General features: G+C 68.3%; 14 protein-coding genes. 7 read left to right on the top strand and 7 right to left on the bottom strand.

The genetic code is table 11. The features are described 5' to 3' along the window. Positions 1–9: 9 nt before the first annotated feature. From ACFV15_RS44755 to ACFV15_RS44745, 3 genes are all read right to left on the bottom strand, one after another. Positions 10–1239, bottom strand: a complete 1230-nt coding sequence (locus ACFV15_RS44755) for a cytochrome P450 (protein WP_378359146.1) — start codon at positions 1237–1239, stop codon at positions 10–12. Positions 1240–1472: 233 nt separating this feature from the next. Continuing rightward, complete coding sequence (locus ACFV15_RS44750) at positions 1473–1886, bottom strand: acyl-CoA thioesterase (protein WP_378359148.1); 414 nt, start codon at positions 1884–1886, stop codon at positions 1473–1475. After that, positions 1880–3163, bottom strand: coding sequence for a hydroxyacid-oxoacid transhydrogenase (locus tag ACFV15_RS44745; RefSeq protein ID WP_378359144.1), 1284 nt, complete (start codon positions 3161–3163; stop codon positions 1880–1882). The genes ACFV15_RS44750 and ACFV15_RS44745 overlap by 7 nt, the downstream gene beginning before the upstream one ends. Before the next feature lie 105 nt (positions 3164–3268). On the opposite strand from ACFV15_RS44745, the gene ACFV15_RS44740 reads away from it, so the two are divergent. From ACFV15_RS44740 to ACFV15_RS44710, 7 genes are all read left to right on the top strand, one after another. Continuing rightward, entirely contained in the window at positions 3269–4930 is a 1662-nt protein-coding gene (locus ACFV15_RS44740) for a thiamine pyrophosphate-dependent enzyme (RefSeq protein ID WP_378359147.1), read from the top strand. A 184-nt stretch (positions 4931–5114) separates the two neighbouring features. Continuing rightward, complete coding sequence (locus ACFV15_RS44735; RefSeq protein WP_378359142.1) at positions 5115–5285, top strand: hypothetical protein; 171 nt, start codon at positions 5115–5117, stop codon at positions 5283–5285. A gap of 222 nt (positions 5286–5507) precedes the next feature. After that, complete coding sequence (locus ACFV15_RS44730) at positions 5508–5711, top strand: cold-shock protein (protein ID WP_378359140.1); 204 nt, start codon at positions 5508–5510, stop codon at positions 5709–5711. Between the two features lie 66 nt (positions 5712–5777). Beyond that, positions 5778–5978 (top strand): heavy-metal-associated domain-containing protein, encoded by a 201-nt coding sequence (locus ACFV15_RS44725; protein ID WP_378359138.1) that lies wholly within the window; start codon positions 5778–5780, stop codon positions 5976–5978. A gap of 65 nt (positions 5979–6043) precedes the next feature. Beyond that, entirely contained in the window at positions 6044–6220 is a 177-nt protein-coding gene (locus ACFV15_RS44720) for a hypothetical protein (RefSeq protein WP_378359137.1), read from the top strand. Positions 6221–6228: 8 nt separating this feature from the next. After that, complete coding sequence (locus ACFV15_RS44715) at positions 6229–7320, top strand: sensor histidine kinase (protein ID WP_378359136.1); 1092 nt, start codon at positions 6229–6231, stop codon at positions 7318–7320. Continuing rightward, positions 7317–7958: a response regulator gene (locus ACFV15_RS44710; RefSeq protein WP_378359135.1), complete on the top strand. Its 642-nt coding sequence runs from the start codon at positions 7317–7319 to the stop codon at positions 7956–7958. Before ACFV15_RS44715 ends, ACFV15_RS44710 begins: the two co-directional genes overlap by 4 nt. Here the strand turns inward: ACFV15_RS44710 and ACFV15_RS44705 are convergent. The 4 genes from ACFV15_RS44705 to ACFV15_RS44690 are packed head-to-tail and all read right to left on the bottom strand — an operon-like array spanning position 7950 to position 15438. Further along, complete coding sequence (locus tag ACFV15_RS44705; RefSeq protein WP_378359134.1) at positions 7950–9191, bottom strand: erythromycin esterase family protein; 1242 nt, start codon at positions 9189–9191, stop codon at positions 7950–7952. The two genes, ACFV15_RS44710 and ACFV15_RS44705, sit on opposite strands and share 9 nt — an antisense overlap. Continuing rightward, positions 9188–10996, bottom strand: coding sequence for an ABC transporter ATP-binding protein (locus ACFV15_RS44700; protein WP_378359132.1), 1809 nt, complete (start codon positions 10994–10996; stop codon positions 9188–9190). Before ACFV15_RS44700 ends, ACFV15_RS44705 begins: the two co-directional genes overlap by 4 nt. Further along, positions 10996–14088, bottom strand: coding sequence for a lantibiotic dehydratase (locus ACFV15_RS44695; protein ID WP_378359131.1), 3093 nt, complete (start codon positions 14086–14088; stop codon positions 10996–10998). The genes ACFV15_RS44700 and ACFV15_RS44695 overlap by 1 nt, the downstream gene beginning before the upstream one ends. 18 nt (positions 14089–14106) lie before the next feature. Continuing rightward, positions 14107–15438: a lanthionine synthetase C family protein gene (locus tag ACFV15_RS44690; protein ID WP_378359130.1), complete on the bottom strand. Its 1332-nt coding sequence runs from the start codon at positions 15436–15438 to the stop codon at positions 14107–14109. Positions 15439–15620: the final 182 nt, after the last annotated feature.

The raw sequence follows: 15620 nt of genomic DNA, 5'->3' as shown, positions 1-15620 counted from the left end.
GGGCCGGTTCTAACCGGCCGTACCACTCACGACCCCGAGCCGAAGGCCGCGGGGGATGAGTTCGCGCCCGGGGTCGGGGAACCAGGTCGCGCCGGGGAGTTCGCGCAGGTGGAAGCGGCGGACGATGAGGTGGGTCAGGTTGGTCATCAGCGCCATGCTCCAGGCCATGCCCATGCAGACGCGGGCCCCGACGCCGAACGGCAGGTAGGCGAACCGGGGTGCGCGGGTACCTTCGCCGTCGGGTGCCCAGCGGTCGAGGCGGAACCGCTCAGGGTCGGTGAAGTAGCGCTCGTCGCGGTGGACCAGGTAAGGCGAGCACTTGACCATCGTGCCCGCCGGGAGGTGATAGCCGGCGAGTTCGGTGTCCTCGGCGACCGTGCGCTCCAGCAGCCAGGTCGGCGGATGGACGCGCATGGACTCCTGGACGACCGCGCGGGTGCCCTCGAGGCCCTGAGCGGCCAGCTCCCGCGCCTCCGGGTGGCGGGCAAGGTCGAGCAGTACCCAGGCCATGCCCGCGGTCGGGGACGACTGCGCTGCCAGCCAGGTCGACACCAGCGCGGAGCGCAGTGGTTCGTCGTCGAGTTCGCCATGACGGCCGGTCGGCGTCATGAGGAGGGTGAGGATGTCGTCGGAAGCCGCGGCCTGGCCTGTCCGGCGGCGGTCGATCAGGGTCTGGATGCGGGATTCCAGCTCGCGGTTCGCGCGGTCCGTCCTGGCGGGGGCCGACCACGGCACCCAGCGCGGCATGCGGAACGCGGAACCGGCGATCGGGGTCAGCGCGGCGAAGAGTTCCTGCTCGCGTTCGACCATCGTGGCGGCGTCCTCGCCGAAACACAGAGCCGCGCCGAGACCGGACGTGAGGCGTCGCAGTTCGGCGACGACGTCGATCTCGTCGGGCCAGCCGGACAGCGAACTTTCGATCGTCGCGGTGATCCGCGAAGTCCACCCGGTCACCGCGCTGGGACGGAGGCCGAGCATTCGAGCGGACCGGGTATGTGACCGCTGCGCTTTGCTCACGCTCATTTCCCGATGCAGATGATCGGTGCCGACAACGAATTCGGGCCGGGTGAGCACCTCGCCCGCCTCGTCGGCGCCCGCCGCGACAACGGTACGGGAATCAAAACTCCAGACCGGTCCGTACGTATTGGTCTGTTCCAGCACGAAACCGAGGCGGTCCTGCTCATAAGCCGCGAGATTGCCGGTCAACCGGCTGCCGCGAGGACCTGGTGGACGATTCATGGAAAGGCCTCCGCGAAAAGGCCCCGGCGCCACGAGGACGCCGGGGCCGGATTTCGGCTCACAACCAGACGTACGAACCCGCCATCTGTGAACGGCCGAGCACACGGGCCGTAATGAAACCGACGGACTTGAAAACCTTGCGCATTACTACCTCCCGGTTGAGCCGACCTCACCCAGGTTAAGCAAGCACACCGCAATATGGCAATTATTAACCGACCATTACACGAATCCGTTCATTCGACGAGTAGCGCTTGCAACGACTCGCGGAGTTTCCCGCCTACCTCGACCGGGCGGCGCGAGGCGCGGTCGACGAAGACGTGGACGAAGTGGCCTTCGGCGATGACCTCCGCTCGGTCCGCGCGGTACATACCGATCTCGTAGCGGACGCTCGAGCGGCCGAGGTGGCCGACCCGCAGCCCGATGTGGAGGCTGTCCGGAAACGACACCGAGCCCTTGTAGTTGCAGTGCGACTCGACGCAGAGGCCGATGACCTCGCCCGCCTCGATGTCCAGGCCGCCTTGTTCGATCAGCCAAGTGTTGATCACCGTGTCCATCATCGAGTAGTGCACGACGTTGTTGACGTGCCCGTAGACGTCGTTGTCCTTCCAGCGCAACGGAACCGTCTGCCAGTACGCGTAGCTCACCAGAGCACCACCGAGTCGCGCAGGATGGCGGCCAGGTCGTCGCGGCCCGGCGAGCGGGGTGCGGTGGCCAGGAGGCGCTGCTGCTTGAGGGTCCCTTCGACCAGCTCGTCCACATCGGACTCCGTGTAGCCGACGCCGCTGATGCCGTTGGGGATGCCGATCTCGCGCATCAGGTTGATCAGCACCGCCGGCAGGTACTCGGACCGGTCGCCCGGCCATTCGAGGTCGGGCGCCAGCAGCCTGGCGACGCGGATGTGGCGCTCGGGCGCGGCGTCGTAGGTGAAGCGGAAGGCGGCGGGCGCGGTCAGTGAGACGGCCATGCCGTGCGGGACCATCGCCTCGTCGGCCGGGTAGCCGGATGGCCGGAAATTCTTTACCTGACCGGCGATCGGGTACGCGTTGGCGTGCGGGATATGGACGCCCGCGTTGCCGAAGCCGAGGCCTGCGAAGGTCGCGGCGAGTGCCATGTCCTGGCGGGCCTTCATGTCGGAGCCGTCGCGGACGGCCGCTGGCAACGCCCACGACAGCAGCCGCAGCGCCTGCTCGGCGAACATGTCGGCCAGCGGGTTCGAGCCGCAGTAAGGCACTCGCTCTTCTGGCCGCTTGCGGTCGAACTCGGTGTATGGCTTGGCCGTGTAGCTCTCGGCGGCATGACACAGGATGTCCATGCCGGCGGCCGCGGTGACCTCCGGCGGCTGGCTGACGGTCAGGCGAGGGTCGACGACGGCCAGCGTCGGGCGCAGGCGCAGATGGCTGATCCCGCTCTTCACGCGCAACGCGAGCACGTCCAGCACGCAGACCGTGGTGCTCTCCGCGCCGGTCCCGGTCGTGGTCGGCACGGCGACCAGCGGCTTCAGCGGCGAAACCGGTGCGCGGCCGCCGCCGACCGGTTTGTTGACGTAGTCGAGCAGTTCACCGTCGTTGCTGGTCAACAGGTTCGCGGCCTTGGCGGTGTCGATGCTCGACCCGCCGCCGACGGCGACGAAGGCGTCCCACGGGCCGGTACCCCGCGCGAAGTCGACCGCCTTCTGCATGCTGATGTCGGTCGGTTCGACGTGAACCTGGTCGAACACCTCGACTTCCAGGCCGTAGCCCGCGATCCCGTCGGCGATCCGCCGCGGCCAGCCGGTGGCCGCGACGCCGGGATCGGTGATGACGAGCACCCGTTTCGCACCGTACTGCGTCAGGTCGTAACCGATCTCGTCACTCGACCCGGCGCCGTACTTCAACGCCGGTGCGCCGTACGTGAAAACGGTTTCGCGTTCATTCGCTGAGGTCACGGCTTCGGGCTCCCCTCCGGTGGTTACGCGACTTTCGTCGCTTCAGGCGTGATGTAGCAGAACATCACTTGACTGGAGTAATCGTTTCCCGCTTAGCTTTGACTTATTAGATATCAACTCGGACCGTCCGTCGCCCAGACGGCTGTACGCATCCTCACCGAGGCGGGTATCCGTCGCGTCTACGCGGTCATGGGCGAATCCTTCCTCGAACTGCTCGACAACCTCCAAGCCGAGCGCACGATCAATGTCGTTTCCGCACGCCACGACACCGGTGCCGCCTTCATGGCCGAGGCCGACGGCAAGCTGACCGACCAGCCCGCGCTCCTGCTCGCCAGCCGCGGTCCGAGCGCGGCGAATCTCGCGATCGGCGTGCAAACGGCTTTTCAAGACGAAACGCCCATGATCGTCCTCCTGGAGACGCCGGCCACCACCCCGCAGTCCACCGTCAGCCTGCCGACCGCCGACCTGACGGCGATGTTCGAGCCGATCGCGAAGTGGTCAGGCCGTACCGACGATCCCAGCGAAGTGCCGGGCCTGCTCGTCGAAGCGATCAACAACGCGCGCACGGGACGGCCCGGCCCCGCGGTGCTGGCCGTGCCGAGCGACGCGTGGGGTGTGCCGTTCGACTCGGCCAAGCCGGTCGCCGCCATCAAGCAGCCGCAGACCGGCGCGCTGGGCCGTTCGGCCGAGGCCGTCGCCCAGCTCGTCGACGACGCGCGCTATCCGGTGGTGATCGTCGGCGGCCGCGCTCGGTCCGCCCGCGAGGAGCTGATGGCCGCCGCCGACGAGCTCGGCTTCTCCGTCTACAACGCGTTCCGCCGCCAGGACGCCTTCCCCGAGAACCACGCGCGCTACGCGGGTCACCTCGGGCTCGGCATTCCGGCCAGGCAGCTCGACGCGCTCGAGCGCGCCGACCTCGTGCTCGCGCTCGGCACCTCGCTCGACGAGGTCACCACCCAGGGCTACCGCTACCCCACCCCGTCACAGACGCTGGTCATGGTCGGCACCGGGATGGCCGAGACGCGCCGCCGCGGCCTCACCTTCCGCATCGACAGCGAGGTGGAGCCGTTCATCAAGGAGTTGCGTGTGGTCGCGAAGCCGCGCGCCCGCCGCGCGTCGGCCGCCAACGCGGCCGTGCACACCTTCATGACCCCGCCGGACACCAGCCAGAACGCACGCGTGCATCCGGTCGACGTCATCCGCGTGCTGCGCAAGCTCGCGCCCGAAGACACCATCGTGACCAGCGACGCCGGCAACTTCGCCCAGTTCATGCACCGGTACTGGATGTTCACCGCGCCACGCAGCCAGCTCGGCCCGAGCAACGCGGCGATGGGCTACGCGGTGCCCGCCGCGGTCGCCGCGAAGCTCGCCGAGCCGCGGCGCACGGTGGTCGCGATGGTCGGCGACGGCGGCACGCTGATGACCGGCCAGGAGATCGACACCGCCGTCCGCTACCGCGCCCCGATCATCGTGGTGGTGTTCCAGAACGGCCTGCACGGGACGTACGCCATGCACCAGGCGCGGGCGCACGGGCGGCTGTCCGGGGTGTCCATCGGGCTGGTCGATTTCGCTTCGTGGGCACGCGGCCTCGGCGCGGCTGGCTATACTGTGGACGACAGGGACGAACTCGGGCCCATCATCGCGAGCGCGCTGGTGCGGCAGAGGCCGTGCGTCATCGATATCCGCACCGACCCCGACGTGGTCACCCCGGATGTCCGGCTCAGCAGTCTGCTCGGCGCGAGCAGGCCCGCCCCGCAAGCCGAGTAGTCAACGATTTTCCTGATATTCGCACGGATACCGACGAGTATTTTGACAAAATCGACACGCTACGGCCACGAACGACCATTTCTGTCGGTGAGTCGTGGCACAATCGAAGACATCCCGACCGGAGCGGATCGGGTGGCCTCGGGGGCAAGATCATCACGCTTCAGCTACAAACTTAGGGGCGCATATGGCCGAAGACACATCTCGGTATGACAAGGCCCACTCCGCGTCCGGAGTGGCTCCGGTGCAGTTCAGCGCGAGCGCTGAGACGCACGACATCGCCGTCAAGGCCACGAACCGCGACGCGGTCCCGCGTTCGCCGTTCGCCACCGACGGCGCCGCCCACGCGCGCGACTAGACACGGCCTGGCCGCACCACTCGGGTGACTCGGGTTGTCTTGACCAGGTGACCTGTGGTTTACTTTTCGTGGTCTCGGTTTTTGTGTTCGTGGTAGTTCACGCTCGCAAGACTTCGCGGGCGTAGTGTCTCCTCATTCGAGGGAGCAAACCGTTCGGGTAATGACCCTTGGTCGCCGATGTGGCTTCCTTGTTTGTTTTTGTTTTACCTATGGAGACTTTTTATGACTCAGGGCACCGTGAAGTGGTTCAACTCCGAGAAGGGGTTTGGCTTCATCACTCCCGACAACGGCGGCGGCGACGTCTTCGTGCACTACTCGGAGATCCAGGGCAACGGGTTCCGTAGCCTCGAAGAGAACGCCCGCGTGGAGTTCGAGATCGGCCAGGGCGCCAAGGGGCCGCAGGCCACCTCGGTCAACCTCGTCTGATCCAGACTTCTTGCCGGAAGGCCGTCACCCGTTCGCGGGTGGCGGCCTTTCCTTATGCTCATGGGCATGACTAGCTCTTACACCGTCACGGGCATGTCCTGCGGTGGCTGCGCCGGATCCGTCAGCCGCGCGCTGAACGCGCTCGACGGCGTCTCGGATGTCAAGATCGACCTGAAGACCGGCCAGGTCACAGTGGACAGCGCCGAGCCGATCGCCGAGACGGACATTCGCGCGGCCGTTGAGAAGGCCGGGTACAAGGTCGCCTAGCTCCACCCGCTAGTCCACCTCTCGATGGTCCCGCTCCACCCCGCTCTTTTCCTAACGTTCACCGCATGAACAAGAACGACCTGCTCAGGTTGGCCGCGGACAAGACACAGGAAAAGCTCAAAGGGGGCGCGATGACGGGCAAGGCGTGGATCGGACTGCTGCTGGTGGCCTTGGTGGTGCTCATGGGTTTTCTCGCCTACCGGCTCATCTTGATCGAACTCATCACCCAGCTGCGCGACTAGGAAACACCATGCGCCGACCGGTTCTCCCTGACACCCTCGCGCCAGGCTGGCTGGTGGTGCAGTTGCTCGGCACCCTGCTCATCGCCGCCACGCTGGCCACCGCTCGGGAGCATCAGCCATGGGTGTGGGTGCTCTACGGCGTGAGCACAGCGGCCTGGCTCGGGTTCGTCGTCACCGAACACCGGTGGCCACGGGTCGCACAATGCCTGCTCGCGTCGTCCACCCTCATTCCCGCGATGACCTTGGGAGTCGCCGAAGACTCGTCGGCGATCATCCTGTGCGTCATCACCCTCGGCAGGCTGGCCACGATGGCCAGCCTGAGTGTGTTGTCGATCGTGCTGGTCGGCGCCGCGGACATCGTGCTCGCACTAGCGCTTGATAAAGGCTGGCAAGGCCTGGTGGACGCAGGGGTGATGCTGCTGCTGTTGCTGCTCGGCCTCAATAGGCGGCAGTACGAGGTCCAGGCCGAGCAAGCGCACGCGCTGCTGGAGCAGACCAAACTCGCGCAGGCCGAACACGCACGCGCCGCCGCCCTCGACGAGCGGACCAGGATCGCGCGGGAAATCCATGACGTGCTCGCGCATTCCCTTGGCGCGCTAGGAGTTCAGCTCGAGCTGGCCGAGGCCCTGCTGGCCGAGAAGTCCGATGTGGACACCGCGCTGGCCACCATCCGCCGGTCACGCAGGCTAGCCGCGGACGGCCTCGCCGAGGCGCGCAACGCCGTCGCCGCGCTGCGCCGGGACGTTCCGTCGCTGATCGAGGCGCTGGAAGCGCTGGTCGACGCCCACCACGGAGTCGTCGACTTCGAGGCGACCGGCGCGGCGAGGCCGTTGCCGACGGCGGCCACCGTGTCGCTCGTCGGCACGGCACGCGAGGCACTGACCAACGCCGGTAAGCACGCGCCTGGCGTTCCGGTCACGATGACGCTGGAGTTCACCGACGGCGCGGTCCGGCTGACCGTGCGCAACGAGGCGTCCGGGGTCGCGGGCACCGGGTTCGGGCTGACCGGCATGGGCGAGCGGCTCGCGCTCGCGGATGGCACGCTGACCTCGGGGTTCGAAGGGAAGTACTGGGTGGTTTCGGCGGAGGTTCGCGCATGATCAAGGTGTTGGTGGCCGACGATCAGCAGGTCATGCGTGAGGGTCTGGTCGCGCTGCTCGGCATGGTCGACGGCATCGAGGTCGTCGGCTCGGCGGCCAACGGCGAAGAGGCGCTCGCGCTGACCGCCACGATCGGGCCGGACGTGGTGCTGATGGACCTGCGCATGCCGGTGCTGGACGGCGTCGCGGCCACCCGGCGGATCACCCGCGAGCATCCGGGCACCGCGGTGCTGGTGCTGACCACCTACGCCGACGACGAGTCGATCGTCGGCGCGCTCAAGGCGGGAGCCAAGGGTTATCTGACCAAGGACGCCGGTCGCGCGGAGATCGGCGCGGCACTGCGCTCGGCCGCCTCCGGGCAGTCGACGTTCGACGCCGCGGTCGCGCGACGCCTGGTCGAGGCGTTGAGCTCGGCCAAACCGGCACGTAAGCACGCCGCGTTGCCGGACGGCCTGACCAGCCGCGAGGCCGAGGTGCTCGGGCTGATCGCGGGCGGCCTGAACAACGGTGAGATCGCCGCAGAGCTGTTCATCGGCGAGGCGACGGTGAAGACCCACATCAACAACACGTTCGCGAAGATCGGCGTGCGTAACCGGGCCGAAGCCGTCCGGTACGCGCTCGCCCATGACCTAGGGTAACGGCCGCGCCCGCGTGGTACGGCCGACCAGCACCACGCCGTCGAACTCGGCCGAGAGGTCGACCTCGACGGTCGACTGCTTGACCATCGGCCAAAACCCGATGACCGAGCCGAATGAGCGCATCCGGGTCGGCGTGCGCGTCCACTCCCCCGCGGCGCGCAGGTCGACGAAGCAGTCACCAGCGCCCGCACGCGCCAGCTGCCATTCGACCGTGCCCTCCGGCGCCTTCCCCACTTCGAACTCGACCGGCTCGCTGAAGGTGTTCCCACCGGCTTTGAGTGCCTGGAACCCGCCCTCGTCGAAGACGAAGGCGGTCGCGTAGTAGCTGTCGCCGTAGCGCTCGGCGAGGTGGCCGCCGAAGGTCTGCCAGCCGCCTTCGAACGAGCTGCGCGCGAGGTGACCGTTGTGCGCCCAGAGGATGATCCGCTCGCCGGGTATGCGCGCGACGGCGTCGGCCATCGCCTGCTCGCGGGCGGCGCTGCCGCTGGAGCTCAGCGGCGGCAGCAGCATGATCTCGACGCCTTTGCCGAGCGCCCACAGGTCGTCCGCCAGCTCGGACCCCGCTTCCGATTCGGCCAGCTCGCGGATGACCGCGCCTGCCTCGGCGAGCGCGGCGGCATGGGCCTTGTCCTCGCCGTCACGCCCGATGAGCCTGCGTAACCGGCTCTTGAACGCCTCCGCCGCCATACTCCGCAAACCCGACGCCGCGCGCCGGGACCGTAGAACCGCCAGCGCCTCAGTGAGCTTCGCCGCGCGTTCCGGATCGAGCCTGCCTGCGATCTTCTCGGCCGCCATCGGATCGAAGACCGGGTCGATACCGCGGAATTCGACCGGCTCGGCCGCGTTCGCGTTGAACGCGCGCATCCACTCGATCAGGTCGAGTACCTCTTGGGTTCGCCAAGTCCAATAACCGAGCTCACGCAACAACCGCGCGGGATCACCTTCGCCGCCTTTGACGTAGTCGTTGATCGCACGGCACCCCGCATGCCCCGCCTCGATCGCGAATACCCGGAAGCCGAGTTCGGTGACCATGAACTCGACCAGCCGGTGCTTGAGCGTGAAGAATTCGCTGCTGCCATGGGTGGACTCACCCAGCCCGACTATCCGGCATTCGCCGAAGACGTTCGCCAGTGGTTCGAGATCCGCGAAATCGGCGCCCGCTTTCAGGCTGGTCAGCGAAACGGAGTTCTCGGCCAGCCAAGCGGTTATCGCGGCCGGATCGGCGGAAGTCACCTCAGTGATATATCACATTCTTCGAGGTAACCGGCGGCCTGCAAGTTGAACAGTTTCGCGTACACCCCGTCGAGTCGCATGAGTTCGCCGTGCGTGCCCTCTTCCAATACCCGGCCGTGGTCGATCACCACGATGTGGTCGGCCACCCGCACGGTCGAGAACCGGTGTGCGATCAGCAGCGTGGTCGCCTGCCCGGCGATCTCACGCAGCCTGCCGAACACCTCGGACTCGGCCTGCGCGTCGATGGACGCGGTCGGCTCGTCGAGCACGACGATCGCGGCCTTGCGCAGGAAAGCCCTGGCCAGCGCCACGCGCTGCCATTGGCCGCCGGAGAGCTGGCGGCCGTCGTCGAACCACTTGCCGAGCTGGGTCTCCAGGCCGCCTGGCAGGTGATCGACGAACTTGCTGGCGCCGGACTGCTTGACGGCGTCGAGGATTCCCGCGTCGTCACCGAGTTGTTCGTGCCGTCCGAAGCCGACGTTCTCCCGTACCGAAGCCTCGTACTGAACGAAGTCCTGGAAAATCACGCCGAGATTGCGGCGCAGGTCGTCGAGGTCGTATTCCTCGATCGGCACACCGTCGATCAGAATCGCTCCGGAGTCCGGCTCGTAGAACCGTGCCAGCAGCTTGACCAGCGTTGTCTTGCCGGCGCCGTTCTGCCCGACCAATGCCACACATCGGCCTGCCGGCAGGAAAAGATGCAGCCCTTCGAACACCGGCGCCGCCGAGCCAGGGTAGGTGAACGAGACATCGCGGAACTCGATCCCGGTGACCAGCTTCTCCGGGAACCGGCGCTTCCCGATGGCCCGCACCCCGGCCACCGGCAGGTCGAGGAACGCGAACAGGTTGCCGATGAACAGGCTGTGCTCGTACATCTGGGCCAGCGCGCCGAACAACGTCTGCACCGACGACTGCACCATGGTGATCGCGATGATGAACCCGGCGAACTGGCCCGCCTGTCCATTTTCGACGGTCACCTTCGCCGCGAAGACGATCGCGCCCGCCGAAGCCGCGACGCTGAGCAGCCCCAGCAAGCCGCTCGCGACGGCCTGGCGGCCTTCCAGCCGCCGGTCGACGGCGTAGAAACCCTTGACCAGCTTGGTGAATCGCTCGACGAACAGGCCACCGAGGTCGAACAGCCTGGTTTCCTTGAACGTCCGGTCGGTGGTCACCAGGTACTGCAGGTAGGTGCCGCGGCGCCGGTCGGACGCACGGTCGTTCTCGATCCTCCAGCCCAGCCTGCTGTAGAAGATGTTGGCCGCCATGGACGGCACCGGCGCCAGCACGACGACCAGCGCCACCCACGGATCCCAGACCACCAGCACCACACCGACCGAGACCAGCGCGACGAGGTTCGAGGTGACCGAGATCAGGTTCGAGAAGATCTGGTACGGCCGGAACGAGGCCTCCCGGTTCGCTCGCTGCAACGAGTCGTAGGTGCCGGGGTCCTCGAACTGGGCCAGCTCCAGCGAGACGGACTTGCGCATGATCTGTTCCTGGATGGAGTTCGCCATCCGGTACTGCAACAACGTTTCGAGATAGGTCCGTGCCGTGCTGAGCAGGTGACTCACCGCGATGAGCGCGGCGAGGCCACCGGCGGCGGCCAGCGCCGCGTCCATGGTGTCCTCACCGGTCGAGCCAGCCACCGCCTCGACGGCCAGCTTCGTGAACTGGACCGTGCACGCGGGAACCAGCGCGGTGAGCACGGTCGTCAGCACGACGGCGCCGACATGCGGCGGACTGACATTCCACAGCAGCTTGAGCGCACGTGCCCAATGCCGCATCCGGCCGGTCGGCTTGGCCATCAGGCCCCCTCCTTCGGCACGGGCCGCCTGGCGATCGCGCGGCGCGCGAGTGCCCACAGGTGGTGACAGGCCTTCTCGCGTTCCTGGTCGATCCCGAGCAGCCGGTTGACCTGCATGTGCAACAGGCTGCCGAGTACGGTTTCCTCCGCGCCGGCGAGCCTGCCTTCGGCGGCGAGCTCCCGCGCACGGCGACCCGCGTGCGCGAGCTCGTCGTGCTGCTTCGCGAAGATCGCGTCGAGTGTGCCGAGCTGCTCGCGTGCCTTCGGGTCAGGATGCTCGTCCCAGGGCGCGAGCAGGTCGCAGAGCGTCGGCTGGATCCGGCGGAACTGCTTGCGCACCGCGTCGGGCGGCTCGATGTCCGCGCCAGGACTGCCCACGTCGACGCCCCAGCTCGAAGCGAGCTTGTGCAACGCGACCACGGCCAGCGTGTCGGGGTCGAGGTCGGTCCGCTTGAGCAGGTTCACCAGGTCGACGGTCACCGCGCTGTTGGCGGTGAACACCTCCTCGGCGAGATCGATGAGCTCGGGTCCGCCGTACCGCTCCAGTTCCCGGTCGTAGCTCACGAAGGCGAGGTCGGAGGCGAGCCCGGACGCGATCACCTCCTGGGCCCAGCTCGCGCACCTGGCCAGCACGTCGCCGACCGGGCCGGTGGCCCTGACCCGGATGCGCAGATGCGGGTAAGGGTCGAAGTACTTGATGTAGAACCAGCGGTCGATGAGCGCGTCCGCGCGCAACGCGCCGACCAGCGCGGGGAGATGGCCGGCGAGAACGTCGTCCTGCTGCGCCGTCGCGGAGTAGAGCTTCAGGTAGACCCACTCGGAACCGACGAGCTTGCGCCGGTCCGCCTCCGCGAGCTGGGGCGGCGCACCGATTCCGTGCCGCCGCACGAGGCCGGGCTCGCGCGCCAGCAACGGGACGACGACCTCGCTGAAGTGATGCGCCCGCTCGCCGCTTTCCAGCCACAGCTCGGAAAACCCCGGCAGCAGTTCCTGCAACAGCAACGACGCACCGGTCTCGTCGGCGCGGCGCAGCTCGGCACGCAGTTCCTCGGTGTACAGCGGCCGGTCGAGATCGAGCAGCAGCCGGTTGTCCATCCACACCAGGTAGACGTGGCGCGGCACCCCCCAGCGCTGCCGCCACTCGCGCACGGCCTCGTCGAACGGCCCGTCGCCCAGCGACTTCGACGAGAGCCGCCACTGCGCCGGGCTGAGCACGACCTTGCCCCTGGTCACCCTCGGCAGGTACGGCGCGACACCCACCGCGCCCCAGTTGAACGACGGCAGCTGCGCGAACCCGTCCTGCGAGAGCTCCAGCAGCAGGCGGCAGACGTTCGGCGCGCCGAGCAGGGACAGCATATGGCTCTGTGTAACGACTATCTCCTTGCCGAGCCGCTTCGAGCGCAAGAAGAAGCGCTCGCTCGTCGCGCCGACCACGATGTCGGTGAGATCGATCTGCCTCTCCCGCGGCAGCGACGGTGAGGTGTTGACGCAGATCTCGTACCGCCGCAGCGCAGGATGCGTGGTGACGTTCCCGCCGCGGCCGAACGGCGACACGTAGTTCAGCTCGACGAAAACTGCCTCCGGCAGCAGTGCCTCCTCGGCCTGTGCGTAGCCTGCCAGCCTGGTCAGTGCCTTCTCGTCGAACAGGTCGAAGAACCTGCCGAAGGTACGCCCGCCGTCGGTGGTGGCGGTCGGGGTCAGCACCATCCGCCACTCCCCTCGGTCGATGGCCGCCTTGGACGCGGCCGCGAGCTGGAAGTGCAGGTCGAGCGCGGGCCTCGGCCTGGGTGCTTCGCGGACGGCGGGAGCCAGCCGGTCCAGCACCTCGTCGGTGAGTTCCAGCTCCTTTTTCCCCTGGTGCAACGCTTCCGCCGCCAGCGCGAGGTACGCGGCGTCGCGGCCGCGGTCGGTTTCCTCCGGCAGGCTCGGCAAGGGATACGTGCGCGGCGGGGTCAGATAACCCGCCGGAGCGTCCAGGCCGGATTCGGGGCTGAGCAGCTCCAAGATCGGGATCTCGGCGTTCAGCCCGTACTTCTCGAGGAAGGCACTGTGGTACTCGACGAGATGATGGTGGCGGTGCGGAAAGCCGCTCAGCCTGGTGAGCACCGAAGCCGCGTCGGCAGCGGACGCGCCGATGTCAACGGGCAGCCCGGTTTCCGTCAGGTCGAGCGCGGCGTCGAGCTGATAGGTCTCCTTGGCGAACCCCGGCGTGAGCCCGGACTGGTGCGCGGTCATCCGGTCCAGTGCGGCGACTGCCCGCCCGCCGAGCGCGGCGTCGACCTCTGCGGCGTGCTCGCGTACCCGGCGCAGCTCGTCCTGAATGGACAGACAGGCCTCGATGCCGTCGAGTCGTTTGACGAGGTCCTGTTCCGGCAGCGCGACGGTCAAGGACGGCCGCAAATCGCTGATCAGCACATGCAGCTCCCACAGCTGACCGACCAGACCCCGTGCCTGCTCATGGCTCGCCCGCGGGATCTCCGCCTTGATCGCCTCGACGAGCTCCGCGTAGGTCGTGCCGGGCAGCGCGGCGACCCGCAGCGCCACCTCGACCGGCGCCGTACGGCGGAAGCCGACCAGCCGGTTGTCCGACTGCCCGTGCACGTCGGCGAACGGCAGCACCGCGCGGTCTCCGACGTGGTACAGCATCGGATTCACGTTGACCCGCAAGGAATCCACGAGCGCGCTGTCGGTTTCGACGGACTTGATCAGCTCGAGCAGCCAGCCGACGTCGGCACGGGTGCGGGTGGCCGCCACCACGCCGGGACCGAGTGTCGCCGACGCGGTGGCGGAGAAATCGCCCATGCCGACCCCGGCGAACAAGCCGTACGGGGTCGGCCGGGTGGCCATGCGGGTGAGGTAGCGCAGCAGTGACGAATACGCTTTCGCCGATTTCTTGTCCGTGACACCGGTGAGCTTGGCGAGGCCACGGGTGAGGCTGGGGCTCGCCACATGCAACGCCTGCTCGACGCGCGGCAAGGCGGCGAGTTCACGCAGGTGGGGCCGCCCGTGCTCGGCGATCGCCGACAACTGCTCGGCGGGCAGCGTCGCCGCGCGCAGCATGAAGAAGCCGGACGGCCGGTAAAGCTCGGTCATGATCGCCTCCGCGATGGGTCAGCTGATGAGGAACGCGCGTTCCCAGCGCGGATCGATGGCACCGGCGGCCGACCACAAGGCGAGCGCGACGCCTGCGGACCCGCTGAGCAGGCCGGGGCTGTCGAGCAGGGCACCGCCGGGCTGTTCGAGGTCCTGCACGCCGAGCGGCAAGGTCTCGTCGCAATGCGAAAGCAGCTGCGCGGTCAACGGCTCGACCGCGAGCCGCGCCTGCTCGCTGCCGGTCTCACGGGCGAACATGACGGTCATCGCGAGCATCCCGGCCGCGCCGTGGCACAACGTCGCCGAGCCGAACCGGCCGTGGTCCCCGACCCGCCTGAGCACGGCTTCGAACGCTTCGACGGCGACGGCTTCGAGCCGGTCGTCGGCCAGCGCGACCGCGGCGCGCAGCAACGCGCACGCGATGCCCGGCGCGCCGTAGCACCAGGCCGCGCGGGCAGGGCTGGTACCCGTCCGGTCCTCGGCACCCGCCTCGGTCAGCGGGAGGCCGTTCGCCCAGTTGAGCCCGTGGTCGTCGTGGAACGCGGCGTCGACGAGATCGTCCGCGACCGCGCGAACCGTCTCGCGTACCTGGTCGTGGCCTGCCGACGCGGCGATCGAGAGCGCGGCCAGCACACCGGGGACGCCATGCGCGAGGCCGAGGTTGACGTATCCGTTCGGATACGGGTCGCGGTACTCCTCCATCGGGTATTGCTCGGGCTGGATGTGCCATGGCCTGCGGCCGTTCACAGGTGTGCAGAGCCAGGTCAGGTCGGCGATCACCGACTCGGTGGCCTGCGCGACCAGTGGTTCCGCGGAGCGGGCGTCCGCCAGGTAGGCGAGCACGCCCGCGGCACCGACGATGACGTCGTAGTCGCTGTCGGCCACACCATTCTCGCCACGCCACGAAGGCGACGCGAGCACCTGCGTGGCCAGCTGCGCTTCGAGCGCTTCGAGTGCCTTGCCGAAGCGCGGCTCGTCGGCGGCACAGACCGCGACCGCGGCGGCCAGCCCGGCGGTGCCTGCCGCGAGGCCCGCGGTCATCAACGGGATCTCGTGTGTGCTGGTCACGGCCTTGGCCAGGTACTCGCGCGCCAGCAGCTGCCACCGATCGGCGTCGGCGGGCATCGCGCGTGCCGCGTACTGAAAGGTCAGCGCGCTGGCGGCGGGCCCGGAATACAACCCGGCGCCACCCCAGGAGAACTGGAAGTCCGCGATGGCCTCCGACCTGCGCACGGCCGCCGCGACCAGATCCGGGTCGGCCAGCCGCCGGACGAGCAGCTCGCCGGTGCGCATCGCCTCGGCCGCGATCTCGTGGCCGACGAACGCTGTGGAGTCGTGCAGGGTCGTCACCGGTTTCTCCTTGGAAAGGTCACGCCATATGGAAAGATGGGCTGGGCGTGGGGGGGGGGGGGGCGGGGTGCCGGTTGGCCCTCGCCTTTCTCCACCCACGGGGGCGCGCGCCCCCCGGCGCGCACGACCGCCCCGCCGGGGCCGCGCGCCCCCCCCCACGACTCCAGCACGTCCGCGCGGTC

The sequence above is a fragment of the Amycolatopsis sp. NPDC059657 genome (genome assembly GCF_042734395.1).
Classification (GTDB): Bacteria; Actinomycetota; Actinomycetes; order Mycobacteriales; family Pseudonocardiaceae; genus Amycolatopsis.
The sequence above is the reverse complement of the archived record's forward strand: the minus strand, read 5'-3'. Positions and strand labels throughout refer to the sequence as shown.

Coding starts and splice junctions, on each gene's coding strand:
- ACFV15_RS44755 (WP_378359146.1), bottom strand. CDS start 1,239: ATGAATCGTCCACCAGGTCCTCGCGGCAGCCGGTTGACCGGCAATCTC.
- ACFV15_RS44735 (WP_378359142.1), top strand. CDS start 5,115: ATGGCCGAAGACACATCTCGGTATGACAAGGCCCACTCCGCGTCCGGA.
- ACFV15_RS44730 (WP_378359140.1), top strand. CDS start 5,508: ATGACTCAGGGCACCGTGAAGTGGTTCAACTCCGAGAAGGGGTTTGGC.
- ACFV15_RS44725 (WP_378359138.1), top strand. CDS start 5,778: ATGACTAGCTCTTACACCGTCACGGGCATGTCCTGCGGTGGCTGCGCC.
- ACFV15_RS44720 (WP_378359137.1), top strand. CDS start 6,044: ATGAACAAGAACGACCTGCTCAGGTTGGCCGCGGACAAGACACAGGAA.
- ACFV15_RS44715 (WP_378359136.1), top strand. CDS start 6,229: ATGCGCCGACCGGTTCTCCCTGACACCCTCGCGCCAGGCTGGCTGGTG.
- ACFV15_RS44710 (WP_378359135.1), top strand. CDS start 7,317: ATGATCAAGGTGTTGGTGGCCGACGATCAGCAGGTCATGCGTGAGGGT.
- ACFV15_RS44700 (WP_378359132.1), bottom strand. CDS start 10,996: ATGGCCAAGCCGACCGGCCGGATGCGGCATTGGGCACGTGCGCTCAAG.
- ACFV15_RS44695 (WP_378359131.1), bottom strand. CDS start 14,088: ATGACCGAGCTTTACCGGCCGTCCGGCTTCTTCATGCTGCGCGCGGCG.